Annotated in this window: 27 protein-coding genes; 10 read left to right on the plus strand and 17 right to left on the minus strand. The window is 43.8% G+C overall.

Annotated elements, in window-relative coordinates:
• Positions 1-49 precede the first annotated feature (49 nt).
• Positions 50-328: a hypothetical protein gene (locus JOC33_RS14285; RefSeq protein WP_338054530.1), complete on the minus strand. Its 279-nt coding sequence runs from the start codon at positions 326-328 to the stop codon at positions 50-52.
• Between the two features lie 207 nt (positions 329-535).
• Here JOC33_RS14285 and JOC33_RS14290 point away from each other — a divergent pair, with 207 nt between their 5' ends.
• Positions 536-988, plus strand: coding sequence for a CotY/CotZ family spore coat protein (locus JOC33_RS14290; protein WP_205093228.1), 453 nt, complete (start codon positions 536-538; stop codon positions 986-988).
• Between the two features lie 62 nt (positions 989-1,050).
• Here JOC33_RS14290 and JOC33_RS14295 read toward each other — a convergent pair whose 3' ends face one another.
• Positions 1,051-1,563, minus strand: coding sequence for a CotO family spore coat protein (locus JOC33_RS14295; RefSeq protein WP_205093229.1), 513 nt, complete (start codon positions 1,561-1,563; stop codon positions 1,051-1,053).
• Positions 1,564-1,699: 136 nt separating this feature from the next.
• Here JOC33_RS14295 and JOC33_RS14300 point away from each other — a divergent pair, with 136 nt between their 5' ends.
• Positions 1,700-1,894, plus strand: a complete 195-nt coding sequence (locus tag JOC33_RS14300; RefSeq protein WP_205093230.1) for a hypothetical protein — start codon at positions 1,700-1,702, stop codon at positions 1,892-1,894.
• Between the two features lie 5 nt (positions 1,895-1,899).
• Here the strand turns inward: JOC33_RS14300 and fabI are convergent, their stop codons facing one another.
• On the minus strand, positions 1,900-2,676 hold the full coding sequence (fabI, locus tag JOC33_RS14305) for an enoyl-ACP reductase FabI (protein WP_205093231.1): 777 nt from the start codon (positions 2,674-2,676) through the stop codon (positions 1,900-1,902).
• A gap of 490 nt (positions 2,677-3,166) precedes the next feature.
• Here fabI and JOC33_RS14310 point away from each other — a divergent pair, with 490 nt between their 5' ends.
• Positions 3,167-3,739, plus strand: a complete 573-nt coding sequence (locus tag JOC33_RS14310) for an exosporium glycoprotein BclB-related protein (protein ID WP_205093232.1) — start codon at positions 3,167-3,169, stop codon at positions 3,737-3,739.
• A 186-nt stretch (positions 3,740-3,925) separates the two neighbouring features.
• Here the strand turns inward: JOC33_RS14310 and JOC33_RS14315 are convergent, their stop codons facing one another.
• Both JOC33_RS14315 and mgtE read right to left on the minus strand, forming a co-directional pair.
• On the minus strand, positions 3,926-5,788 hold the full coding sequence (locus JOC33_RS14315) for a monovalent cation:proton antiporter family protein (RefSeq protein WP_205093233.1): 1,863 nt from the start codon (positions 5,786-5,788) through the stop codon (positions 3,926-3,928).
• 17 nt (positions 5,789-5,805) lie between these two features.
• Complete coding sequence (gene mgtE, locus JOC33_RS14320; protein ID WP_205093234.1) at positions 5,806-7,170, minus strand: magnesium transporter; 1,365 nt, start codon at positions 7,168-7,170, stop codon at positions 5,806-5,808.
• A 226-nt stretch (positions 7,171-7,396) separates the two neighbouring features.
• On the opposite strand from mgtE, the gene prpE reads away from it, so the two are divergent.
• Positions 7,397-8,131, plus strand: a complete 735-nt coding sequence (prpE, locus tag JOC33_RS14325; RefSeq protein ID WP_205093235.1) for a bis(5'-nucleosyl)-tetraphosphatase PrpE — start codon at positions 7,397-7,399, stop codon at positions 8,129-8,131.
• A gap of 181 nt (positions 8,132-8,312) precedes the next feature.
• Here the strand turns inward: prpE and JOC33_RS14330 are convergent, their stop codons facing one another.
• Genes JOC33_RS14330 through yjbM form a run of 3 tightly spaced genes read right to left on the minus strand, consistent with a single transcriptional unit; the run spans position 8,313 to position 10,647 of the window.
• Positions 8,313-9,188: an RluA family pseudouridine synthase gene (locus JOC33_RS14330; RefSeq protein ID WP_205093236.1), complete on the minus strand. Its 876-nt coding sequence runs from the start codon at positions 9,186-9,188 to the stop codon at positions 8,313-8,315.
• Positions 9,185-9,988, minus strand: a complete 804-nt coding sequence (locus JOC33_RS14335) for an NAD kinase (protein WP_205093237.1) — start codon at positions 9,986-9,988, stop codon at positions 9,185-9,187. The genes JOC33_RS14330 and JOC33_RS14335 overlap by 4 nt, the downstream gene beginning before the upstream one ends.
• A gap of 26 nt (positions 9,989-10,014) precedes the next feature.
• Positions 10,015-10,647, minus strand: a complete 633-nt coding sequence (yjbM, locus tag JOC33_RS14340) for a GTP diphosphokinase (RefSeq protein WP_205093238.1) — start codon at positions 10,645-10,647, stop codon at positions 10,015-10,017.
• Positions 10,648-10,796: 149 nt separating this feature from the next.
• Between yjbM and JOC33_RS14345 the strand changes: the two genes are divergently transcribed.
• The 4 genes from JOC33_RS14345 (at position 10,797) to JOC33_RS14360 (ending at position 13,004) form a co-directional block, all read left to right on the plus strand.
• Positions 10,797-11,369 (plus strand): CYTH domain-containing protein, encoded by a 573-nt coding sequence (locus tag JOC33_RS14345; RefSeq protein WP_205093239.1) that lies wholly within the window; start codon positions 10,797-10,799, stop codon positions 11,367-11,369.
• A gap of 70 nt (positions 11,370-11,439) precedes the next feature.
• Positions 11,440-11,841: a globin domain-containing protein gene (locus JOC33_RS14350; RefSeq protein WP_205093240.1), complete on the plus strand. Its 402-nt coding sequence runs from the start codon at positions 11,440-11,442 to the stop codon at positions 11,839-11,841.
• Positions 11,838-12,728: a DsbA family protein gene (locus tag JOC33_RS14355; RefSeq protein ID WP_205093241.1), complete on the plus strand. Its 891-nt coding sequence runs from the start codon at positions 11,838-11,840 to the stop codon at positions 12,726-12,728. The genes JOC33_RS14350 and JOC33_RS14355 overlap by 4 nt, the downstream gene beginning before the upstream one ends.
• 99 nt (positions 12,729-12,827) lie before the next feature.
• Complete coding sequence (locus JOC33_RS14360; RefSeq protein ID WP_205093364.1) at positions 12,828-13,004, plus strand: hypothetical protein; 177 nt, start codon at positions 12,828-12,830, stop codon at positions 13,002-13,004.
• A 573-nt stretch (positions 13,005-13,577) separates the two neighbouring features.
• Here the strand turns inward: JOC33_RS14360 and pepF are convergent.
• The 3 genes from pepF to mecA all read right to left on the minus strand — a co-directional run bounded on the left by pepF (position 13,578) and on the right by mecA (position 17,541).
• Positions 13,578-15,386 carry an oligoendopeptidase F gene (gene pepF / locus JOC33_RS14365; RefSeq protein ID WP_205093242.1) on the minus strand — a complete coding sequence of 603 codons (1,809 nt, stop codon included), beginning with the start codon at positions 15,384-15,386 and terminating at the stop codon, positions 13,578-13,580.
• Positions 15,387-15,476: 90 nt separating this feature from the next.
• Positions 15,477-16,637, minus strand: coding sequence for a competence protein CoiA (locus JOC33_RS14370; protein ID WP_205093243.1), 1,161 nt, complete (start codon positions 16,635-16,637; stop codon positions 15,477-15,479).
• Between the two features lie 205 nt (positions 16,638-16,842).
• Positions 16,843-17,541, minus strand: a complete 699-nt coding sequence (mecA, locus tag JOC33_RS14375) for an adaptor protein MecA (RefSeq protein WP_205093244.1) — start codon at positions 17,539-17,541, stop codon at positions 16,843-16,845.
• Positions 17,542-17,852: 311 nt separating this feature from the next.
• Here mecA and JOC33_RS14380 point away from each other — a divergent pair, with 311 nt between their 5' ends.
• A complete protein-coding gene (locus tag JOC33_RS14380) occupies positions 17,853-18,512 on the plus strand; it encodes a TerC family protein (protein ID WP_205093245.1) in 660 nt (219 codons plus the stop codon).
• Positions 18,513-18,645: 133 nt separating this feature from the next.
• Here the strand turns inward: JOC33_RS14380 and spxA are convergent, their stop codons facing one another.
• Positions 18,646-19,041, minus strand: a complete 396-nt coding sequence (gene spxA, locus JOC33_RS14385; protein WP_205093246.1) for a transcriptional regulator SpxA — start codon at positions 19,039-19,041, stop codon at positions 18,646-18,648.
• Between the two features lie 383 nt (positions 19,042-19,424).
• The gene (locus JOC33_RS14390; protein ID WP_205093247.1) at positions 19,425-20,018 is read right to left on the minus strand and encodes a GNAT family N-acetyltransferase; all 594 of its coding nucleotides are present in this window, start codon (positions 20,016-20,018) and stop codon (positions 19,425-19,427) included.
• Positions 20,019-20,173: 155 nt separating this feature from the next.
• Here JOC33_RS14390 and JOC33_RS14395 point away from each other — a divergent pair, with 155 nt between their 5' ends.
• Positions 20,174-20,359 (plus strand): hypothetical protein, encoded by a 186-nt coding sequence (locus JOC33_RS14395; RefSeq protein WP_205093248.1) that lies wholly within the window; start codon positions 20,174-20,176, stop codon positions 20,357-20,359.
• A gap of 388 nt (positions 20,360-20,747) precedes the next feature.
• Here JOC33_RS14395 and JOC33_RS14400 read toward each other — a convergent pair whose 3' ends face one another.
• The 4 genes from JOC33_RS14400 to opp3C all read right to left on the minus strand — a co-directional run bounded on the left by JOC33_RS14400 (position 20,748) and on the right by opp3C (position 25,331).
• Positions 20,748-21,971 (minus strand): putative glycoside hydrolase, encoded by a 1,224-nt coding sequence (locus JOC33_RS14400; RefSeq protein WP_205093249.1) that lies wholly within the window; start codon positions 21,969-21,971, stop codon positions 20,748-20,750.
• A 207-nt stretch (positions 21,972-22,178) separates the two neighbouring features.
• Positions 22,179-23,114, minus strand: coding sequence for an ABC transporter ATP-binding protein (locus tag JOC33_RS14405; protein ID WP_205093250.1), 936 nt, complete (start codon positions 23,112-23,114; stop codon positions 22,179-22,181).
• On the minus strand, positions 23,111-24,172 hold the full coding sequence (locus JOC33_RS14410) for an ABC transporter ATP-binding protein (protein WP_205093251.1): 1,062 nt from the start codon (positions 24,170-24,172) through the stop codon (positions 23,111-23,113). Before JOC33_RS14410 ends, JOC33_RS14405 begins: the two co-directional genes overlap by 4 nt.
• Positions 24,173-24,188: 16 nt before the next feature.
• Positions 24,189-25,331, minus strand: coding sequence for an oligopeptide ABC transporter permease (gene opp3C / locus JOC33_RS14415; protein WP_205093252.1), 1,143 nt, complete (start codon positions 25,329-25,331; stop codon positions 24,189-24,191).
• Positions 25,332-25,333 lie beyond the last annotated feature (2 nt).

The raw sequence follows: 25,333 nt of genomic DNA on the forward strand, positions 1-25,333 counted from the left end.
CGGCTATGTATCTCCCATCCTTGTGAGCCGGATGGGATACCTGCATCATTTAGAACCAGAAACCACGTTTGCGATGATGGCGCTCGTTCTCATCTTCTTCGCCCCGGACATCATCTCTTTTGTGATCTCTGTCTTCCGCGCCTCCGACTTCATCGTCATCTTTGTGGCGACGGCCGAAGAATGGATCCACACGGTCATCATCATGGCGTTGACGCCCGAAAAATGGATCCACTCGTCTGTCGTGTTTATGGTCATCATCATGACGACGTCTACGCGGTTCGATGAACACATTCTCCGCTTCTATGACAAGGTTATCCACCTTGATCACGCGTTTTCTCTCAGACATTTTTTCATCTCCTTATCGTCCATTAATCGTTATTAGTCTATGTATCTACCGCCAGGATGTATGGGCTTCCTTCCTGTTTTTTTCTTGGGTAAAAAGGAAAAATAGCGACGAATGCCCACACCAACAGGGCAAGTGTTCATATTCTATTAAAGACAATATGTCAAGAACAGACAGAAAGGGGAAAAATATATGAGCTGTGGAAAACACTTCGATACAGGCAATTGCGTCAGCGATATACTAAACGAGATAGTAGCTGCGCAAAATGATGTACTATCTGAATGCAGTTCGAGCTGTGAGCAATCGATCAACGACCTGTTGGGTGAATCAAATGGTGCAGGAAGAGATACTGTCCCAGTGCTGCTTTACTGTAAAGGTACATGTAAACCTTTTAAGGGATTCGGTGCCCCAAGAGGAGCAGTTGGCGACGTGGTAGGAAGCTTTTACTTCCGAGTCAAAGAGGTAGACGATGACAACTGTGCGACGCTTGAACTTCTGCGTGATCCGAATGACAACGAAGATAATCCAGATGATCCGGTTGAACAAAAAACTGGCCGTCTAAGAGCTACAGGCATCTGTATCACAGTAGACTTGAACTGCTTCTGTCATATCACCTGCCTGCCAGCAATTGATGCCATTTCCTAAGAAGGAAACAGAAAAAGTCGCGCCTGCTGATGGCGCGACTTTTTTCATATTACTTAGCAGCGCTAAAATCCCATCAGACTAATCTCTTCAATGTCCTCAAAAGCGATTTCCTTTTTGAACGGCCGCTGGAATGTCTTCATATACACGATTCCTTTTCGGTAATCATTGATATAACCTTTAAACCTGTCAGTATTCGTCACGACTTCACATTTCATTTTCGGAACCTGAGATGGGAGGTTGACAAAGTAAAAAATTTTTTCCTCTAAATCCATATCCCTGAAACGCCGCCTGCGGTCTCTCCTCGTCTTGACGGATGATTCTTCCATTTCCTCTTCCCGCTCTTCCCTTTCTTCCAGACTGCCTTCAGACTTCTGCTCAGCCTCCAGGGAATCCGCTGCCAACTGACGATGGCGCACTTCTTTTTCCACCGGAGTAACCTCTTTTTCTTTCCGGACAGGGGCTTCGCTGCTTTTTCTGCTGTGGTACATCGTCTGCATCGAAGCTGTGGATGGAGTCAGCTTAGGCTGGGTGATATAAAACATCGGTTCTTGCACAAGCTTTTTTTGCTTGGCCATGGTGGGGCACACTCCTTTTCCAGCTATTCGTCTTTTCATATATATGCCCAGATTTCTTCATTTGTGCAGATTAGCCGAAAATCAGCCCAAAAAAGCTACACCCCCTGGCTGGCATTACTTGCTTGGGGAGCGTATTTTGGAAGTGGAAGAGCATATTTCACCAGAGAAAGAGCGTATTCTGGCCATGGACGAGTATATTTTACTGATGCACCAGCGGATTCCGGATGCGGGTGAGCATATTTTCACCCAGTCATGGAGCGAGGTGGTTTACAATCTAACCATTATAAAAAGGCATCCCATCATTATGGAATGCCTTTTTTCTTCCATATAATTCAATTAAAATCCTTTGATGCTAAAACCGGCGTCCACATGAATAATTTCACCTGTAACACCACGGGAAAGATCGCTCATCAGGTAATAAGCAGTATCCCCGACTTCTTCCTGGGTAACCGGACGGCGCAGTGGCGCACGTTCTTCGATTTCTTTCAAGATAGAGTTGAAGCTGCCGACACCTTTTGCGGAAAGGGTACGGATTGGTCCTGCAGAAATGGCGTTAACGCGGACATTATGCTTACCAAGATCGTTCGCAAGATAGCGCATGCTTGCATCCAGGCTCGCTTTAGCAACACCCATAACATTGTAATTCTCGACGACTTTTTCGCCGCCAAGGTAAGTAAGCGTAAGGATGCTTCCGCCTTCCGTCATCAATGGCTGTGCCGCGCGAGCAACAGCTGTCAACGAGTATGAACTGATGTTGTGTGCGGTAAGGAAACCGTCACGGGACACGTTCATGTAATCGCCAGACAGTTCGTCCTTATTAGCAAATGCGATACAGTGCGCAAGGCCGTGAATGACGCCAACATCATTTTGAATATTTTCGAATGTCTTGATGATTGCTTCATCATCCGTAACGTCACATTCATAGAATAAAGAATTATGTCCTTCTAAGGAATCAACCAGATCCCTAACCGGCTTTTCAAACCGTTCAGATGCATAAGTAAAGATCAGGCGGGCACCCGCTTCATGTAAAGAACGGGCAATTCCCCATGCGATACTGCGTTTGTTTGCCACACCCATGACTACATATGTGCGACCTTCTAGTGAAAATTTCATTCCATGACCTCCTTGAGGTAATACTGTTTCGTAAAATGATTTGTGATTTGTTATTAGTACCTGCTCCTATTTTATCGGAAATAATGAGGAAATACAAATATGGAATATTTTATATTCTTCAATGGTGCTGTGGCCAATTTTACGTTAAAAAAAGGTAATAGGACTATAACCAATTTCGCTCCTATGCCTATGTATCTGATTTGCATCCTTGAAAATGGAAAATATTTCATATATATACCCCATTTAACGCAGGAAATATGGCATTCGTACAGGCATATCAGTGGAATTCACATACAATTTAAGGGACTACCTATGAAAAGGAGAAAGATGAATGTCGAACCATAATAACAACTGTTACTCATGTCGATCAATTCCTTGTGAAGCTTTATCAGCCCCTCAAAATCCGGGTTATCAAGGACCACAGGGAGAAAGAGGGCGTGTTGGAGCTCGGGGAGCAACTGGGCCTCGAGGACCAAGAGGACCAAGGGGCTTGCGAGGACCTCAAGGTATCCAGGGAGAACCAGGTGTACCTGGAGCAGGTGCCATTATCCCTTTTTCTTCCGGCACCCCGTCTGAAATGACTATGGTATTGGATGATGTTGTAGGAACAGCGAGCTTACTTGGATTTGGGAATTCCGCTAATGATGTAACCATTGCTGAGGATGGGACGATTTCGCTTACAGGAGCAGAAGGCCTTGCGCTCAATATGGCTTTTTCCGTACCGCGGGAAGGAACGATCACTTCCATAGCCGCTTATTTCTCCACACTTGCCGCCGTTGATCTGCTTGGTTCTGAAATTACTATTTCAGCCCAGCTATATCGCTCTGCTGCACCTGCTACAGACCAATTCACACCTATTGAAGGCGCAAGCGTTGACTTGGCCCCTGCTTTGACAGGTACCATTGAAATCGGAACTTCCCTTCAAGGTCTGACAGACGGGCTGGAAATTCCTGTAGAGCCTGGAGATCGATTGTTAATGGTATTTACGGCTACGGTAACAGGCGGCGCTCCTCTAGCTGTCGTTGTTACCGGCTATTCCAGTGCCGGTGTCGGAATCAGTTAGAGGTTAAGAACAAAAGCAGAAGCGCCTTATGCCAAGCCTCGTCGTGACGGTCTTTGTCACAGAGAGAACCGGCTTATGACCTCGAGGGGATAGACGATGGAGCTGCTTCAAAAAAACATCCACTACTATCCATTTTCAACTCTCGAGGGATAAAAAAGAACCCCTGCTCCAACAGGGGTCCTTCATTTAGCTCCAATGCCAGTATTCCAGCTGCATTTTTAATTCTTCTACATATTCCGGCGATCCTGTTACGATCAGATGATCATTCAAACGAAGCCTTGTATCTCCGTGTGGAACAATCGAATCTTCCCCGCGGAAAATACGCACCATGATGACGTCACCTGTGAACGGGAATTCCCGCAACATGACACCATCGTATTCGGCATTGTTCATATTGATTTGATACAATGCACTGTCCTGATCGGTAAGAATTTCTACGACATCCGGAGCAACAATCATTGCTTTCAGCAGAGCTTTTGTTGATAAGAACACAGAAAATACATCGATATTCAGGGCGGTCAGTTCTTTTTCAAGCTCTGGCGATTCAACCCTTACGATGACACGCTCTACTCCCAGCTCTTTGGCATAGCGTGCGATTTCAGCATTTTTTTCATCATTTCCTGTGGATGCGACAAGGATATCGACATCATATACGCCGGCCTGCTTCATCGCTTCCGGGTCATAGCTGTCGAGCTCCTTAATATCAAAACAGGAACGGCTGATTTTATCATCGATTTTGTCCACTTTTGTATGGTAAAGATGGGTTTCATACTGCTTGCTGTCAAGCTCTCTTACCACAGGCAGCGTCATCCGGTTTGAACCGACAAAGGAAACGAGCTGAACATGGTGTTCTTCTTCAAAACGCCCGTAGATTTTTTTAAAAGCCATCGGTGTCACCAGACATGTCAGAACCGCCAGCAAAATCAGCGCGCCTTCCATTTGATTGTCAATCAAACCTTCCCGCTCAGCGATGGTAGCTGCTGCAATGACGAGTGATAGGGTGGAAGTAAGCAAAAAACCCGAGCCCATTACTGTCCGCCAGTCATACCATTTACGCAGGATGAGCGTCGGGACTATTTTCGAAATGAACAGGGCGATAAATAACAGCGGAATGAGGATCATAACCTTCGGCTCCTGAATCAGGCTCCAAATATCTATTTTCACCCCGACCATGACGAAGAAAATCGGAATCAAGAAACCGTAACCGAAACTGTCCATCCGTTTGACCAGCTCAGGGTTAGGCGATAACAAGGACACAAGCGTTCCAGCCAGAAATGCACCGAGAATGTTCTCAGCACCGACTGTTTCTGATAGCGATACCAGCACGATGATCAAGGTAAATACAGCTCGTGTATCGATCTGTATCGTACCTTTCGTCATCGTTTCCATGAAGGATTGATGGCGATAATATTTTCCGATGAAATAGATGAGGACCCCTGCTCCAAAAAGAACGAGGAGAAGCCACATATTACTCTCACCTTCGCCGTATAAAGAAACGAATACTGCCAGAAGAATCATGGTTGCGAGATCAGCAATGACCGCAATCAACAGAATTGTCTGGCCGATCGTCGATTTCATCATATGTGCTTCCTTCAATGTCGGCACAACCACCCCGAGGGAGATGGTAGATATTATAAGTGTCATTAAGAAGGCATTGTCGACTAAGCCACCCCAGACGAACAAGTAGGAAAGCCCGAGTGACAATACGAAAATACATGCAAATATGAGAGAGGCGATCAAAACCGGGTTAGGTGCATCCACACCATTCCCGGACTGCTTTCTGCTCTTTTTTCTTTTTCCAAAAATCGAAAAATCTATTTCAAGCCCGCTTAAAAACATCAGGAAAATGAAACCGAGTGTGGAGAGGATCTCAATCCAGCTCCCAGGCTCAACAATGTCAAAGCCGCTTTTTCCGATAATCAGCCCGACAATGATTTCAGCCACAACTACGGGGATCACCTTAAGTTTTAAGCGATGCATGATAATTGGAGTTATGAATGCTGCAATGATTACAATGACTAATGAGGTGACCGAAGCTCCGTGCTCCATTCACAAGTCCCCCTTTTTCAAATCAATAAGTTCATGAATGCTGTTGCCATCCCAAAGTAAATAAGGATGGAAATGATATCGTTTATCGTGGTGATAAATGGTCCGGATGCGACGGCGGGGTCGATATTCAGCTTATCCATGACCAGTGGGACAAGTGATCCTGCCAGGGTCGCAACAATAAGTGTTGCCATAATCGAGATGCCTACAAGCAGACCGAGAAAGAAATCATGCTTCCAGAAAAAGACGATCAGCGTAATAAGTGTACCGCACGCTGTACCGGTAATCAGCCCGGTGAAAGCTTCACGCATGATCATTTTTCGTTTACCCTGCTTATCGATTTCTCCAGTCGCCATCCCTCTTACGGCAACTGCCAGTGCCTGTGTACCTGTGTTTCCTGCCATACCGGCAATGAGCGGAATAAAAACTGCCAAGATTGCTACTTTATCCAGTGTTGCTTCGAACTGTCCGATCAGGCTTGCCGTCATGCTTCCTAAAAACAATAAAATGATAAGCCAAGGCAGACGTTTCTTCGCAGAAGCAAATGCATTATCGTCAGGACTATCCACATCTGAAATCGCCGCAAGCTTGGAATAATCCTCACTCGCCTCTTCTTCCATGACATCAAGGACGTCATCAACCGTGATAATTCCTAACAAATGATTCTGGAAATCAACAACAGGGAGTGCGAGGAAATCATAGTCACGGAACATCCGGGCAACTTCTTCCTGATCTTCCCCTACAGAAACGGATACGATCCGCTCATTCATGATTTCCGCAATTTTCCAATCATCTTCTGCAATGATCAGATCACGTAAGGAAATGACACCGGCCAAACGTTTATCTTCATCGATCACATAGGTATAGTAGATCGTTTCCGCATCCGGAGCCTCTCTCCTCAAATGGAGCATTGCTTCCCGGACGGTCTGTGCCGCTTTTAACGCAACAAACTCCGTCGTCATGATACTTCCAGCCGTTTTTTCCTCATAATGAAGCAGATCCTTGATTTCTTCTGCATCCTTATCGTCCATGATCGTCAAAAAGCTGGCAACCTTATTTTTATCCAATTCGTTCAGAATATCGACAGCATCATCCGTCGACATTTCTGCAAATACCTGTGCCGCAAATCGGGGATCCATTTCGGTAAAATAAGGTTCGGTATCCTCATAGTCGATATGCTCCATGACTTCAGATATTTCTTCGGGGGATAGATACAAATAAACATTCTTTCTCGTCTCATCGCCCATTTCCGCAAAAACACTTGCCTGATCATAGGGATGAAGTTCTAAAAATTCGGCACGGAAACGATCAATTTGCTCATTTTTCAAGGCTTCGCGAATTTCTTCCCAAATCCTTAAGAGCTCCTGCTCTTCCAAATGTTCCATATACTATCCCCTCCTTATTATGTAGACATGAGTCATTGACCGTTTTATCGTAATTGCATCACCATGGTTTGTCAATAATATTGTAATCCTGTTTCCTATTTAACCTGTGCATCCATTATTAGCCTCATTCCTGAACTGAAAGGACATCCTGAAAATATATCTGTTTGTTTCCCTTTTTACAGGGAATAATAGCATAGGAAACCGACCTCTAAGAAGGGGGAATACGATGAAAATTGATGTTATCGGAGATGTCCATGGCTGCCTGGACGAACTGAAAGCACTATTTGATAAATTGGAATACGAATGGAAAGACGGGATGCCGAGTCATCCCGATAACAGGGTGCCTGTTTTTGTTGGTGACATCACAGATCGCGGCCCTGCTTCCGTTGAGACGATCCGATTCGTATATGAGCTCGTCATGGAAAGAAAATCAGCACGCTATCTTCCTGGAAACCATTGCAATAAATTGTATCGTTACTTCCACGGAAATCCAGTCAAAGAACAACACGGGCTCGAAACAACTACAGCTGAATACAAAGCACTCCCTCCAGAAGAACGAGAGGAAGTCAGAGATAAGTTCATGGAGCTGATGGATGCGTCTCCTCTTTATCTGGAAATTCCGGAAATCGATGCCGTAATTGCTCATGCTGGTATTCGTCAGGATTACATCGGGCAGCACGGAAAAAAAGTCAAAACGTTCGTCCTTTACGGCGACATCACTGGCGAAAAGCATGAAGATGGCCGGCCGGTACGCCGTGACTGGGCTCAAAGCTACCAGGGTGACAAGTGGATCATCTATGGCCACACGCCGACTTTGGAACCCCGCTTCGTCAACAAAACAGTGAACATTGACACCGGCTGTGTATTTGGAAATAAACTGACCGCTTTCCGACTGCCCGAGGAAGCAATCGTCAGCGTCCCCTCCAGCATGCCGTTCGTCGAGGAAAAATTTCGTTATTAAACTTCATTATGTAGCTCGAGGACTCCTCCTCGAGCTTTTATTTTCATATGTTATTTATATGCGCTGTCGGCTCAACGAAGATACTCGCACCTCGTCCGCCGATTCCTCCACCCGTCCGCTGATTCCCGCATTGCAAATGAAAAAAGATGATGGAAACGACTGTAAACCTAAGTCGTTTCCATCATCTTTTCACTTTATGGAGAATATCCGCAGGGAACGTACTAGTAAACTCAAGTGCCTGTCCTGTCAGAGGATGCTTAACATGCAGCCTCATGCAATGGAGCGCCTGCCTCCCCACTAATTCCCGGGAACCACCATACAAGTCATCACCTGCTAATGGGCAGCCTTCATGTGCCATATGGACACGGATCTGATGAGTCCTCCCTGTCTGCAGCTTAAGCTCGACAAAGGAATGGTCGGCAAACTTCTCTATGACGCGGTATTCAGTGACGGCATTTTTTCCATCCGCATGCACTTCCCGTTCGATGATAGAGCCAGCTTTCCTGCTGATCGGTGCGTCAATAACACCTGTTTCCGTTGGTAACTGCCCTTCTACAAGTGCCCCGTATGTTCGCTGTACCTTGCTTCTGGCCAGCAGCGAATGGCTGTACTGGTGCTTGGCAATCAACATCAAACCGGATGTATCGCGATCAAGACGGGTTACAATATGGACAGTTGCTGCTAAACCCTTTTCCTGATAATAGGCGACAAGGCCATTCGCGATGGTGACATCATGGTTCATCGATGGCATTACAGCAACTCCTGCCGGCTTATCCAGGACTAGAAGCAGATCATCTTCATATACGATGGTAAGCGGCATCTCCTCTGCCTGCAAATTTCCAGCAGGATGTTCTTCAGGAAAAACAATAACCAAGTCATCTCCCTGACAAAGTTTGTACCGGACGGTTTCTTCCCGGCCATTGACTATCAGCTCTCCATTTTCTTTGATATGTTTGATCGTCCGGCGCGAGAAGCCTCTGACGACATATAGATAATCCCGAAGAAGCATTCCCTCATGTTCTTCTTCAATCTCCCACGACAGGTTCAGTCTCTTCATTCGCGGTCGTCGGCGACGAAGGAATCACGGACTCGCTTCCAGAACGGAAACGGACGGAACCTCGCAAAGCGTACCTTTTCTTTACCCACACGGAACTGAATCGATTTTACGTCTTTATAGGTATGGGTAATGTGGTCGACGGTGATCATGAAGCTCTTGTCATGGAGCGGCTTTAACAGACAGGTATGATGGCCGGGTAAAATCAATGGAGAACCAATAGTACGGAACACTCTGTTGTTGATAGAGGCCATTTCTGCAATCTGGATCGCCTCCAAAGAAGGGTGGAGAATCGCTCCTCCGAGTGCCTTGTTGTACGCTGTACTTCCTGATGGTGTTGAAATGCACAGCCCATCGCCACGGAAGGTTTCAAAATGATCTCCTTTGATTTCCACATCAAATACGACTGAACCTTCCGACGTTTTGATCGTACACTCGTTCAAAGCAAGATACCGGCTTTCCTCTCCGCCATTTTTAGGGCGGATAATGACTTCCAGCAAAGGATATTCCACCACTTGAAATGGTGTTTTGGCAATTTCGATGATCAATTTTTCCAGTTCGGAAGGCATCCAGTCGGCATAGAATCCGAGGTGGCCGGTATGGATACCAATGAACGCAGTCTGATCCAACCGATGGACATATTGATGGAAAGCTTCCAGCAACGTGCCATCCCCGCCAACCGAAATGACCAGGTCGGGGACCTCTTCGTTATATTCCAATTCAAATTCCGTCAAATAGCTCTTGATTTTAGCGCATAGGTTATTCGATTTGTCGTCGCCTTTAGATAATATCGCAAATTTCATGTCCATACACCTCAGTTCAGATTAAACTAGTTTTCCGGCTGGCTGTTCTGGTCTTTTCGATTGAAAATTTTCTTAGCTTCCTGGATTTCATTTTTAATTTTAGACATTTCCTCATCAAGTCGGAAAGCAGCTTCAGATGCACTTTTCAATCTTGTTTTCACATTGGAAGGAATCTGGCCTGAGTATTTATAGTTCAGGGAATGCTCATTCGTTGCCCAGAAATTCATCGCCAATGTCCGGATTTGTATTTCAGCAAGTACCTTTTTCTCCCCATGAATCGTCTCTACCGGATAGGAAATTATCAGATGATAAGAACGGTACCCGCTTTCCTTCTTTCTTGAAACATAATCCTTTTCTTCGATGATTTCAAAATCGTGCCTGTGCTTAAGCATGTTGACCACCACATAAATGTCGTCGACAAATTGACAGACGACACGGACGCCTGCGATGTCCTGTACTTCTTCTTCCATTCCGGCAGCAGGAATATTCCTGCGCTGCATTTTTTCAATGATACTGGTGATCGGTTTCACTCGGCCGGTCACAAATTCAATCGGTGAGTGTTCCAATTCGTATTCAAATTGGGCGCGCATCCCTTTTAATTTTACTTTCAGTTCATCTACCACTTGGGTATAAGGTGCTAAAAAAACCTCCCAATCCATCCGAGTTCCCACCTTTATGTAGCTTACTGTGTAGCAAATATGTGATATTTCACTCCATTTCATTGTATCATAAAAGATAATAAGAAATAATCTTTGCAATCATAGGTTATCTTCCTCATAATTATTGCAGGGTTGAGGAGGCATTCATTATGACACAGGAAATTGAAATCGAATTTAAAAATTTATTGACGGAAGATGAGTTCCATCGTTTGGAAACAACCCTCCCGTTTGACCGGGCAAAAACAGAGACACAGACGAACCATTATTTTGAAACGCCGGAATTCGCTCTCCGTGATCGAGGGTCAGCCCTACGTATCAGAGAAAAAAACGGCGTATATACCATGACATTGAAACAGCCCAAAGGCGAGGATCTTCTGGAAACGCATGAGCCTGTTACGCCAGATGAATTCCAAGGCTGGATAAATGGGTCACCTGCGAGGAAAGAATATATGGAGAAACAATTGAATGAACTTGGAATTGAGCCGGACAGGCTGAGATACTGGGGCGCCCTCACCACCAGAAGGAATGAAATCATCTACCATGATACAACCGTGGTGCTTGACCACAGCAGCTATAACGATGTGGAAGACTATGAGCTCGAGCTGGAAGCCGATCACCGGGCCCATGGGGAGAAAATTTTCCATCAGTTATTGACGGACCATGAAATCCCGGAAAGACCAACCGATAATAAAATCAAACGATTCTTCCAGACCTTGCGTTAAAAACACAACGTTTGCCGTAGCGGAGGACCGTTGCTACAATGAATAACAAGTAAAGAAAGGTGTCTTGACTATGCACAAACCAGGTACAATATATGAGGCGATCGGTGGCAGAGATAAAGTTGTCGCCCTAGTTGATGCTTTTTATAAGCGTGTGGCTGAGCATCCAGATCTGATACCTATATTCCCTGATGATTTGACGGAGACTGCACGTAAGCAAAAGCAGTTTTTAACCCAATTTTTCGGGGGACCGGCCCTTTATACTGAAGAGCACGGTCATCCAATGCTGCGCGCCAGACATTTGCCATTTCCGATCACCCCGACACGAAAGGATGCCTGGCTTGCATGCATGGAAGCTGCCCTTGAAGAAGCAGAAATAGAAGAGCCCTATCGTCAGGCCATATTCGAACGGCTGACTATGACAGCGCAGCATATGATGAATACAACAGAGGACGAGAAAGGAGAATCTATGTGAGTTGGAAAGCTACTGGAACATCGCAGGAACAACCGAATACCCAAATCAGTTTTTTTGACCTGTTGAAAAGGCCAGTAGAAATATATGTCTTTATAGATCCTCTATGTCCCGAATGCTGGTCATTAGAACCGATAATAAAGAAACTTACCATAGAGTATGGACGATTTTTCACGATTCGCCCGATTATCAGCGGAAAAATGACGTCCCTTCATAAGAAGATACTGGATAAACCATCTCACTTGAAAAAAGTATGGGATAAAACAGCCAACCGGACGGGTATGTGCTGTGATGGGGATGTCTGGCTTGAAAACCCAATCTCCTCCCCATTGATAACCTCGCTCGCCATCAAGGCAGCAGAGCTTCAAGGAAAAAAGCCGGGGATGCGCTTTTTACGAAAAGTACAAGAGTATGTATTCCTTGAAAAACAGAATATCTCAGAAGAGGAAGTATTGATAGAATGTGCAAGAAAAAGCAAGCTTGACGTGGATGAATTTGTCAAAGACTTGCATTCCGATGCAGCGAGAAGAGCCTTACAATGTGATTTTAAATTGACGAGGGAAATGGATGTCGATTCCATCCCTACACTTGTCCTATTCAACCAGTCCGATGAAGATGCTGGTCTGAAAGTGTCAGGAACATACGCTTATAACGTCTATGTCAATGTATTGAAGGAAATGTTGCAGAAAGATCCGAAACCTGCTAATAAACCCACTCTCGAGGAATTTTTAAGCTATTATAATTTTGTTGCCAATAAAGAAATCGCCGTCGTATTCGACTGGACAGAGCAACAGGCTAAAAAAGAAATGAAAAAGCTAGTCCTAAAACAAAAAGTAAAGGAAGTCCCTGTCAAATACGGGGTGTTCTGGAGATATGAACCTGAGGGTTAAACACAAACGCACAGCCTGAAAGCGGCTGTGCGTTTCTTATATCATAATGTTCTATGCAGAAAAGGATAAGCATATCATGGGGGTGAGGAGGCGATTGCCGTGAAAACCCCTTACATCATCTTATTCGTCTTTCTTTACTTGGTTGCCTTTACCATTAACATTTTCGGGCTGATGCGCCTTTATCCCCTCTATGTAACATCACCGGTGCTATTTCTGCTGATTTATATTTTCATCAAATCGCTTTTACATAGGCGCAGGTTCAAAGGCTTCGATTGAAGCTGAAATCTGCATTTCAAGAATCGATCAGCTGACTAACCAACGAATCGCATGCCGGCGGAAGCTTGCCGCGGGCACAGCCTCAAGCCTTCTTGGCCAAAAAGACCGCTTGACCAAGTGGATCTTCGGCTCGTGCTGTTATCGCAGTCGTCACCGCATCTAGCTCATCGTGGGATCAGCCATGAAATAACCGTATACCGCAATAAACTTTAACAGCGCCAATCAATCAAAAAAGGGTGATTTTCTTTGTTTTTTAAGAAAATCACTTTTTTCTCGCGCCACAATACTTTAAATAAAACCACTGTAAGATTAAATCCTCTAAAATTAAACCAAAAGCGGAACCACCTTGCCCACCCCTGACAAGCTTAAGGAGATTCTTGTCTTGACGCTTTTTACCACAGGGAGAATCGACCGCTATTTTTAAAACAAAATCTTCTTTTTTCAGTGACCTCGAAGGTTTCCCAGCCCCACTTTTCCGGTATCAACATTACAGAAAAGACTGCCCCAATTAGCCTATTACAGACTTATGGGACAGCCCTTTATCTTAGTAGAGTGGTTTTTACCATCACATGATTATTTCAATAGTTCTTCCATTTCGGTCAGTTTTTGTTCGAAGACATCCAGCGCTGCCAAAAGAGGTTCTTTAGAGGTCATATCGACACCTGCCTGTTTCAGCACTTCAATCGGATAGTCGCTGCTGCCTGCTTTCAGGAAGTTTTTATAGCGTTCGACCGCTCCTTCCCCTTCTTCAAGAATCTGGGAAGCAAGTGCTGTCGCTGCAGCGTAACCGGTAGCATATTGATAAACATAATAGTTGTAATAGAAATGCGGGATACGTGCCCACTCTAGACCGATCTCATCATCAATCACAAGCTCATCACCAAAATATTTCTTATTCAGATCATAGTAGAGCTCAGTCAATTTATCAGCAGTCAGCGCTTCACCATTCTGCGCAAGAACATGAATATCATGCTCGAATTCAGCGAACATTGCCTGACGGAAAACGGTACCTCGGAATCCCTCCAGGAAATTATTGAGCAGGTACATCTTCTTCTTGTCATCCTCCGTCACCTTAAGCAGATGATCGTTTAAAAGTGCTTCGTTGCAAGTCGAAGCCACTTCCGCAACGAAAATGGAATAATTGCCATATCGGTACGGCTGATTTTCAAACGTGTAATAGCTGTGCAAGGAGTGACCAAGTTCATGGGCAAGCGTAAACAGGTTATTAATGTTATCCTGCCAGTTCAGGAGAATATAAGGATGCGTTCCATAATGGCCAGAGGAGTAAGCGCCACTCCGCTTCCCTTTATTTTCTTCGACATCAATCCATCGATTCTGATAGCCTTTTTTGATAATTCCGGTATACTCTTCCCCCAAAGGTTCGAGACCTTCTAAGACAAGTCCCTTGGCTTCCTCGTAACTGACATCCATATCAACATCTTTGACGAGAGGAGTATAAAGGTCATACATATGAAGCTCCTCAAGGCCGAGCACTTTTTTCCTCAGCTGAATATAGCGATGAAGTAACGGCAAACGCTCATTTACAGCATCGATCAGGTTATCGTATACCTGTTCAGGAATTTTATTGTCATCAAGCGCCGCTTCCCGTGCTGAACTGTAATTACGTACTTCGGCGAAGTAGTTGTCTTTCTTCACGTTTCCACTTAAGGTGGAAGCAAACGTATTCTTGAATTTCTCAAAAGTATCATACATCGCTTTGAATGCGGATTCCCGGACGCTCCGATCCTTCGATTCCATAAAGCGGATATAGCGGCCGTGGGTCACATCGACCTCATTTCCCTCCTCATCCTTAATGCTCGGGAACGTCAAGTCGGCATTATTCAGCATGCCAAAGGTCTGTGACGGGCTGGAAGCAACTTCTGAAAATCCAGCCAGGAGAGCTTCCTCTTTTTCACTAAGTACATGCTCTTTTTGGCGAGTGATTTCGTCCAATGTATGTTTATAGAGCCTCAGTTCTTCTTTTTCGCTTAAGAATTGCTCCACCTTACCCTCTTCCATCGCAAGGATTTCCGGTACAATAAAACTCATGGCAGAAGCCACTTGTGTATAAAGGTTTTCCGCTTTGGAATTAAGTTCTTGATAAAAAGAATTCGTCGTATCCTGGTCCGCTCGCATGTGGGCATATGTGAACAGCTTACCTGTACGATTCGATATTTCGTCCTGAAGCTTGAACAGTCCATACAGCTGATCAGCTGATTCGGACAGCTTTCCCTGATATTCTTTCACTTCCGGAAGCATCTTTTTGACTGCTTCGAATTCTTTTTTCCAATCTTCATCGCTTGGGAAAATATCCTCAAGCTTCCACGTATGTTCAACAGGAATGTCTTCTCGCTTAGGTAATTCTTTGGTAGATGGCGCCATTGCTATTCCTCCTTGATATCACTTCGTCATCGTAACAAATTCTCTAAAAAAGTGGAAAATACCTTCCTATTTTATGAAGTTTTGTCAATTCTATGTTTGCAATGTACCTATTTTCTGAGACTGGCTTTTCAGCTTTTGAAAATCTATCTTATCCTGCTGCAAAGCATCCATGACGGTTTTTGGGAAAATCAATTCCCTTTCCTTACGATAGATGCCAGAAGCTACATGTTTTGTAAAGCCTAATCTTGATAGCAAATCCAGATACTCGACAAGTGGATCAGGAGATAGTAAATGATGGGGAAGGTCATGAAGTTCAGGAGAATGTTGTTTACGAAGGATGGTTCCAGTTGGAGCTGGGTGGTAAATATCGAGAAGATAGCGGCTCTGCCAAATCCATGGTGGATCTTTAATATGAACCTGACTAGATACAGGCAAAAATGCGGCAGTCGGCAAGGTAGAACGATGCAAACCCTGCTGGTACAGCACATTGGTCCACAATTTTTCCTGTTTAGATAGATAGGGTTTTACATGTGTGCGGCTGCGGAACACATGTTTCTCCCAATAATTCCAGAAGTTATCCAAAGGTAATTTGGACTCAGCGAACAAATCGGGAAAGCCAGTCGATGGCAGTCGGAAAAATCGAAGATCAGAAAACGCTGTCCTGCTCCCGGTTCCCTGAATGTGGCGGGCAACTACAAACTGGAATGCGATGGGGTCGTAGTAAAAGAGGGTGCAGTTACCAAAATTGTAGAGGAACTGACGATGAAAATTGTGGAGTTGTATGGTGGAGGTGCCCTGACGTTTCAATTGTCTGCCTCCAAGTACCCAAAAAGGGTAAATGCCTTTCTTACGATAGGCTTCACTCCTTGTTCTGATGTCTTCCTGTGGGATGGTGGCACATTGAAATTCCAAGGCGATCTGCTTTCCTTTCCAGTTAATCAGAATGTCGGGACGCTTTTTGATATCCTTCAAATAAGCTTCCAGTTCAACATCATAGCCCTGACCTTTCAACCACTGGTACAAGTGAATTTTTCCGGTTTGATGATATGTTCCCTCTCCTCCTTCCTTATCCGGACAAATACTATTGGGGAGGTGGGCAAAGTGTGGAATCACCACACTCCCGGCTCTGATCAGCACCGGTTCCTTGCAACTGGGACAATAATACCTCTCCTTCTTTAACTGATCGATTTCTTCCCTTGTCTGTCCGATCAATTGAACGGTTTTTCCACTTTCAGATAAAGCGCTAAGCAAATCATCACCTCTTTCGCTTTTATCCTATTCGCCTTTGTTATGTAGAACTCCTACTTGACAAGTCACTTCTGGTCAGTCTGTTCGGAACAAATGTGCAGACTCCCCCTACATCCTAAGATTTGTACTTGAAACATTAAAACTTCCCTACGTCAAAAAACTCCTTTTAATGTACAAAAAAAAGCACACCACAAGGGTATGCTCATATCTATTGAGGGAAATAATCCCTGATTTGTTTGAATACGTCATCATGAAAAATAACTTTTCCGTACTCTTCCAAACGGTGAACTGTCAAAGAGGATTCATGACCATACTCAAGAATTTGACTTAATAAATTTTCTTGCACATCATCATTCATATTTTCATCATCGAATTGAATATATAAATAGTAGGCATCTTCAAAATGATAAAGACTTTGTGCAAATACTTCCGAAGTCTGGAAAGAATGACTTAACTGGATCACATCTTCAAAGTTGTCAAATTGGACAGTGAAATTGAGTTGTTCCATTTCAGAGTGTGCATCACTGTCTTCATCATCAAGCTGGTCAGAGTTTTCGTCAGCTTCATTCAACTTTTCTTCCAGCAAAGATTCTATTTTTTCATCAACTGGCATATCAATTGTCTTGCCATTTTCTGTCGGAAGTTCGAGCTTTTGCCCATCCTGGGAGAGCTGTGCTTTTGTGACGATGACTTCCAGGCCTTTTTCCATCGCTTGTACTTGTATCCATAATGGACCATCTGCGTGGAAATTCTCCTGATCGTTAACTTCGTCCATCATTTCCCAGAACAGCTGCTCGCTGCGATCACGATTATACCAGATCTCTTCTCGGTCAAAACCGCGCTGTTCTACATCTTGGTAAGAGACATAAAATTTGACGGTGTGTTCATTGATTCTTTCGATTTCCATGTATCTCTCTCCCTTCTATTTTCAAATAAGCGGAAGGGACTTATTTACCCTCAGAAGTTATTTATATATACCTTACCCCATCTTCCTTCGAATCAATCTCAGGAATCATTTTTGGCAGGTATTTCTTTACTCTATTGTATGACAGCGTCACCGAATATGGAAAACAAAATGCTTTGAATACGCAAAAACAAACGATTGTCACAAGTTTGTCATTACGTGAACTTGGACAAGACCGTTTTTCTCAAAGGGATATTAGTAGTTAATTTTAGCTCATTTTCAGTTGTTTGTCACTAGATAACAGGGGGTTTTTTATGGAATGGGAATTGTTTCAATCCATATTCATCATTATTGGAATCGACATTATTCTGGGTGGTGACAACGCAATCGTCATCGCTCTGGCAAGCAGGAAGCTGCCGGAGAGTCAGCGGAATAAAGCGATATTTTTCGGGACAGGCTTAGCAATTGTTGTACGGGTGCTACTGACAGCAATCGCATTGTATCTATTGCATATCCCGTTCCTAAAATTTGTCGGCGGGCTTCTGCTCATTTACATAGCGGTCAAACTATTGACCGAAAATGACGAAGATCCGAATATTAAAGCTGGGGACAGTTTGATTTCCGCTGTCAAAACCATTGTGTTCGCAGATATTGTCATGGGGTTTGATAATGTACTGGCAATCGCAGGTGCCTCCCACGATAACCTGCTCTTAGTGGTTACAGGTCTGCTCGTATCTGTCCCAATCATTGTATGGGGCAGTAAAATCATCCTGTCTTTAATGGAGAAGTTCCCGACGCTTGTATACATCGGGGCCGGAATTCTTGCCTATACGGCTTCAGAAATGATCTTGGAAGAAAAACGTCTTCAGCCCTTTTTTCAGCAAATGGAGGGAATAACGTTTTTGCTGCCATTTCTCATCATCCTATTAGTCCTGGCCTGGGGACATCGATCTAATCAACTAGCGGAAAAATAAAAATAGACCGCTTTTGTCTTCTGCGGTCCATTTTTTACACTTTAAGAAAGTTTAACTTTGTTAAAGAATTAAAGTTTAGTAAAACTAAGGCTTTTGCCAAAAGGACTAGGCGACAAGCCAAATTTTTCTGATATTAATTAACGAGACGCTGTGCTTCACGAAGTTGGAATGTACGTACGCTTCTTGGAAGGAAACGACGAATTTCATCTTCGTTGTACCCTACTTGCAGGCGCTTTTCGTCTAAGATGATCGGACGGCGAAGCAAGCCTGGGTTTTCCTGAATCAAGTCGAAAAGGTCTTTCAATGGCATCTGATCGAAATCAACATCTAGCTTCTGGAAAACTTTCGACCTGGTGGAAATGATTTCTTCCGTTCCATCCTCAGTCATACGAAGGATTTCCTTGATTTCGTCGAGCGTTAAAGATTCCGAGAAAATATTCCGTTCCTTGAATGGAATATCGTGTTCTTCTAGCCACGCTTTTGCTTTGCGGCAGGATGTACAACTTGGTGAGGTATAAAGTGTTACCATTGGAACTTCACTCCTCAATAAAATGTATTTAACATACAAGATTTGTAAGTGCTTGCTAGTTTAAAATTAGTTTAAATAACAGCCTATGTATAATATATCACATATGTCAAGTATTAGCTAGGCCAATTGGATATTTATTATACAAAACTTGTACAAAACAAACATGAACATCTGTTTGTTTTAATATACCCTCTAGCCATGCAGTTAAACATGATATTTGAATAAAGTTGCATACTTTGTTATTAACCATTTTCATTTAGGCAGCAGGAATTGAAAAAGCCGTCTCGAGATAAGGCCTCCTAATGCAATTCCCCAGATAATTAAAGGCGGATATACCTACAAGGGGAAGCAATCATCCTCACCAGAGACAGCTTTCTGTTTCCTTATGCTTTTTCTTGTTCAGCTAAACTCTCGATGATATTTTCGCAGTCCCGGTCTTCATCGATAGATAATACTTCATCGACCGGTTGATAGGACTTACCATAAAATTGAGTATCTTTATACGTGTGGATTTCTTCATACATCTTTTTCATCTGTTCATAAATTTCTTCTTCAGATGCATCTTCAGGGGACCAATAGAGGATTTCCATAGGCGTAGGCTCATTAGTGGCCAATGACCTTCTCGTGTAACCGATAGATTGAGCATGCTTGAACCCTTCGCGTTGATAGAAACGAAGCCGCTTTTCTGTATCTGTTTCATCATAGTCAACGGGTTCCACTTCCAAAATGATTGGCTTGTTCTTCGCTTTCATTTTTTCGATCAGCTTATGACCAAGACCCTGGCCTCGTGATGCAGCTGATACATACACATAATCAATGAAAATGAATGATTCGAATTCCGCATACATTAATACATGATGCTCACCTTCATCCTTATGGTACACGTCGCCTTTTTCTTTTAAAAGCGTTTCCATGTGCTCCCTGGATTTCATTTCTTCGATTGGAAAGTACTGTTTCAGCTTTTCATACCAATTCATAAATCTGCTCCTTATCAGTTAGTCAATGTTAATTATACAGAAAAATCTCCGAATTGTTAAACCCACAAAGTACGCATTTCAACATTACTTATTCCCTACTTTCTATTTTATTAAACATCGACTAAAATAAAGATAACAGAACAGGAGGGGATCGCTTGGCAGGATTGATGCTGGATGTAGCACTTATTGGTCTTGGAGTCGTCGGACTTACTGCGTTCTTAGCTGTCATCGTCAATGGTACAGGCAATAAACTGTTCAGTCATGGGAAAAAAGGTGACTTCCTTGATAAATCTCGTGCCTATCAGGAAAACTGGAGAAAAGTCGGAGGCACGAAGAAGTAAGAACAAAAGCCGAAAGCGCCTTGCTCACCTCCGACCAGCTTAAGACGAGCCTCGCCGTGACACGCTTTTTGTCACAGAGAGGATTGACTTTAGACCTCGAGGAGGTAGGCGCTGAAGCTGGATAATCGCAAAAGCCGGAAGCGCCTCGCTCACCTCCGACCAGCTTAAGACGAGCCTCGCCGTGACACGCTTTTTGTCACAGAGAGGATTGACTTAAGACCTCGAGGAGGTAGGCGCTGAAGCTGGATGATCGCTCCAAGGGATCACTCTACCCGCTTAATTTTAATCCAAGTGAATCTAAAAAAGCCGTGGAGAAAGTTTAATTTCTCCACGGCTTTTTGACTTCTTTTTAACAAGTGTAATCCTGCAGTCGTGTCAGCTGAATTTATTAATCTAATGGGGTGTAATCTACGTTTGGTGTATAACTGTTACCAGGATTCCAAAGCAAGAACTCTTTAATGCCATGTTCATTAAGTGCGCGAATTTGTGCTTCCACTTCTGCTTTTCCATACTCGGTTGGTGCCCCAGAATATAGCCAAGGAGCTTCAAAATCCTGAATCCAAGGACGCGATGTCGGAGGATCCTCTAATTTGGAAAGCACTTGGTTTTCCACTTTTGCATATTCTGAAACGAGCTTATACGGCTCTTTATCTGGAAAAGGAATTCCAAAATAGGCGGTCCAGTGGCTCGGGTAAATCATCGATGAAATGACGTCTACATTAGCACTGATTTTAGAGAAATCCTGTCCTATTCCAGGTGCTGCAGGTATCGTTGCAGAATAACCAAAAATATCGACAGACACATCAACACCAAAGTTTTCTAATTCCTTATGTGCATATTCAACGAAATCTGTCACAGCCTTTACGCGCTTATCAACTTCGCTGATATCAAGATCCGCATATTCTCCCTGGTTATACTGCAAATCATCGGCTCTTTTTTCAAAACCTTCCGGAAATCTGACATAGTCGAATTGTATGTCCTGAAACCCTAATTTAGCAGCCATTTTTGCAATACCGACATTGTATTCCCACACTTCTTTAAGGAATGGATTAACAAAGGCTTCTCCTCTGCCATTTCTCCATATCTCTCCATTTTCCCGGAATGATAATTCTGGTTGTTTTTCCGCCAGAATGGAGTCTTTGAACACAACGACTCTTGCGATAGGGTAAATCCCTTTTTCTTCTAACACTTCCAGCATCTTGCGAGGGTCCTTGATGAATGGCTTAGCAATATCATAATATGGAGAATCCTTATCTGGCATAAATGTGAGATTACCATGGTCTTCTTTTATATCAATTACCATTGCGTTCAGATCGGAGTTTTCAACCAGCTCTAATAAAGATTCAAACCGGCTTCCTCCTGCTGAATTACCAGTCACATAAATCCCCCGCACGGCATCCGGATATTCAAAATCAAGTCCGGAATCATAGACAAATCGGGCAAACGTTTCGGAGGTGTCTATTTTTTTCAATGCAAGCGGTCTTGATTCGTAATTGTTCCCCTTGCGTGCCTCTCCCTGCCCTTCTTCTGCATGAACATTATGTAGTGGCACCCACAAACCAATCAAAAACACTCCAATAAATATAAGCCTCTTCAGTTGCACATTCCTCATAAATTGATCCTTCTCCCACCTTTTTTATTCTTTCTTCATTATAAAAGACTTGAAATGTAAAATGGTAGCATTACTAGAAATTTTTTGTAGAATTTCATAAAAATCTATCGAATGGACTAAATTCGTATGCTCCCCTTTTCTCATCTATATACAAGAAGGCAAGGCTGCATTCTCTGAAAGAATGTACCTTGCCTTCTCTAAAGCCGTTTAAACGGTCGCATGTTCTTTTTTATAGTGTTCCATTTCTTTCGTTGTGCAAAGAACCCAATGGTTAGGGCGGACTTCACGAAATTCCGGTTCTTCACTAGTGTCATGTTGATTTGGATCATAGCCCTTTCTCACCCGGTTACGTTCATAGTCTGGATCCGGAAGTGGAATCGCAGACAATAGGGATTGCGTATATGGGTGCATTGGGTGTTTATACAATTCATCAGCATCAGCTAATTCCACAAGTTTACCGAAATACATAACGCCGATACGGTCACTGATATACTTGACCATCGATAAATCATGGGCGATAAACAAGTACGTCAAGTCGTTTTCTCTCTGAAGTTGTTTCATCAAATTTACTACCTGCGCCTGGATGGACACATCGAGGGCCGAGATAGGCTCGTCGGCAATGATAAAGCTGGGCTTAACTGCCAAAGCTCTCGCAATACCGATACGCTGGCGCTGTCCGCCACTGAACTCATGTGGATAGCGGTTAGCATGTTCTTTGTTCAGGCCAACTGTTTCCAGCAATTCATGGACCCTTTTTTTCCGTTCTTGAGGGGAATTAACAAGCTCGTGGATATCAATACCTTCAGCTATGATATCCTCGACCTTCATCCTCGGATTCAGGGATGCATAAGGATCCTGGAAAATCATCTGCATCTCACGGTTGAACTTCTTAAGGTCCGCTTTATTCTTTTTGTTGTGGACATTTTCACCACCGAAAATGACTTCCCCGTCTGTAGCATCATACAACCGGATGATGGTTCTGCCAGTAGTGGACTTACCACAACCAGATTCACCTACCAGCCCAAAGGTCTCCCCTTTATAAATATCGAAGGTAAGCCCATCCACAGCTTTGACGACACTGTGACGCCCGGTTTTAAAATGCTGTTTTAAATTTTTGATTTCAACCAGTTTTTCCTTGCTCATGGGCGATCACCCTTCGTTTGATATTGTACATCCCTGGACATCTTTTCCATTCTGCGCTGGATGGCAGGCGGTGGTGCAATGTCCGGAGCGTTTTCATGCAAAAGCCATGTTGCTGCATAGTGGGTATCAGATACTTTAAACATTGGCGGCTCCTGCTCCATGTCTATTTTCATCGCATATTCGTTCCGTGCTGCAAACGCATCGCCTTTTGGCGGGTTCAAAAGATCTGGCGGTGTGCCAGGTATCGCATATAGTTCATCATCAGCACTGTCGAGGGATGGCATGGAACCAAGTAGTCCCCATGTATAGGGATGCTTTGGATTGTAGAATATTTCATCCACCGTTCCTATTTCGACGATTTTTCCGGCGTACATGACAGCAACACGATCTGCCACGTTGGCAACTACCCCTAAATCATGGGTAATGAAAATGATTGCAGAATCAGTCTTCTTCTGAATATCTTTCATCAATTCCAGAATTTGCGCCTGGATGGTTACGTCTAAAGCAGTCGTTGGCTCATCAGCAATCAATAGCTTCGGATTACACGCCAGTGCGATCGCGACTACGACACGCTGGCGCTGTCCACCTGAAAATTGGTGGGGATACTGATTAACCCGGTTTGCCGCATCTGGCAAGCCGACCAGTTCCATAAGCTCGATTGCCCGTTTCTTGGCCTGACTTTTGCTCATTTTCTGGTGTTTGACGAGACCTTCCATGATCTGGTTTCCAATTTTCATTGTCGGATTCAAGGATGTCATAGGATCCTGGAAAATCATAGATATATCTTTCCCACGGATTTTCTGCATTTGTTTTTCACTGTATTTCGCAAGGTCTTTCCCTTCAAAAAGGATTTCCCCTTCTTTAATACGGCCAGGCGGCTGAGGGATCAGGCGCATCAGCGCTTTAGTCGTAACTGACTTTCCTGAACCGGATTCACCTACTATAGCAAGGGTCTCCCCTTTATTCACTTCGAAATTGACTCCCCTGACAGCTTGCACTTCACCGCCATAGGTGTCAAAGGAAACTTTTAAGTTATTTACCTGTAGAAGTTTTTCCATATGGTATTCCTTCCTCCTATTCACGCATCTTCGGATCAAATGCATCTCGCAGTCCGTCAGCCACTACGTTGAATGCAACCATGATCAATGAAATGATGATCGCTGGATAAATTAAAACGTGTGGATTTGTCTGGAGTGAGTTAAAGCCGTCATCGATCAATGTCCCCAAGGATGCGGTCGGGGTCGGAAGCCCTAAACCAATGAAGCTTAAGAACGCTTCAAAGAAAATAGCACTTGGAATCGTAAACATCGTGTTGATGACGATCAGACCTGTTACATTTGGAATCAAATGCTTTTTTAAGATTCTATTATCCGGGGCACCAAGTGTTTGGGAAGCTAACACAAATTCCTGGTTCTTCAGCTTCAACACCTGCCCCCTGATTATCCTCGCCATCGATATCCAGCCGGTTATCGTCAAGGCAATGGTTATCGATAATATTCCCGGATCCATAATCAGGATCATTAAAATTACCACAACCAAGTTTGGTATACCAACGAGGATCTCAATGACACGCTGCATATAGTTATCAACACGGCCGCCATAGTAAGCAGATACACCACCATAAATGACACCAATCACCATGTCAATCGTTGCAGCAAGGAAAGCGATATAAAGCGATATTCTAGTACCGTGCCATGTCCTTGTCCATAAATCACGGCCAAGACTATCCGTCCCAAACCAGTAGCTCGTTTCAATATTTTTTGCTTTATAAATATCCAATTTCGCTTCAATCTTTGCAGGTTCGCCATTGCCGCCCTCACTGATAACGCGGGTTTCGACAAACTCTGCATTTTCTGGACCCATTCTCAATTTAACGGTCGTCATTGCTGATTCCACTGTTTCGCCCTCGATAATCGCCGTTTCCACGCCATCGAGCCCCAGCCACCCTATATTTTCAAGTACTGGAACTTTAGGTGGGATGAAAGAGTGATCCAGGTTTTGAGAATAAGGATCGAATTTATTCATATAAGGCCCGAATATGGCCATTAAAATCAAAATCAGTAAAACTACTATCCCTGCCATCGCACCGAAATTCTTCCGTAGTCGATTGAATGAATCCTGCCAGAATGACAGACTGGGACGTGTCAGTCTCTCACTCTCTGAGTCCTTCAAGTCGACAGGGACAAAAAGGTCCTTTGATGGTTTGCTGTTATCCATAT

It is taken from the genome of Thalassobacillus pellis, from assembly GCF_016908295.1.
GTDB lineage: Bacteria > Bacillota > Bacilli > Bacillales > Halobacillaceae > Thalassobacillus > Thalassobacillus pellis.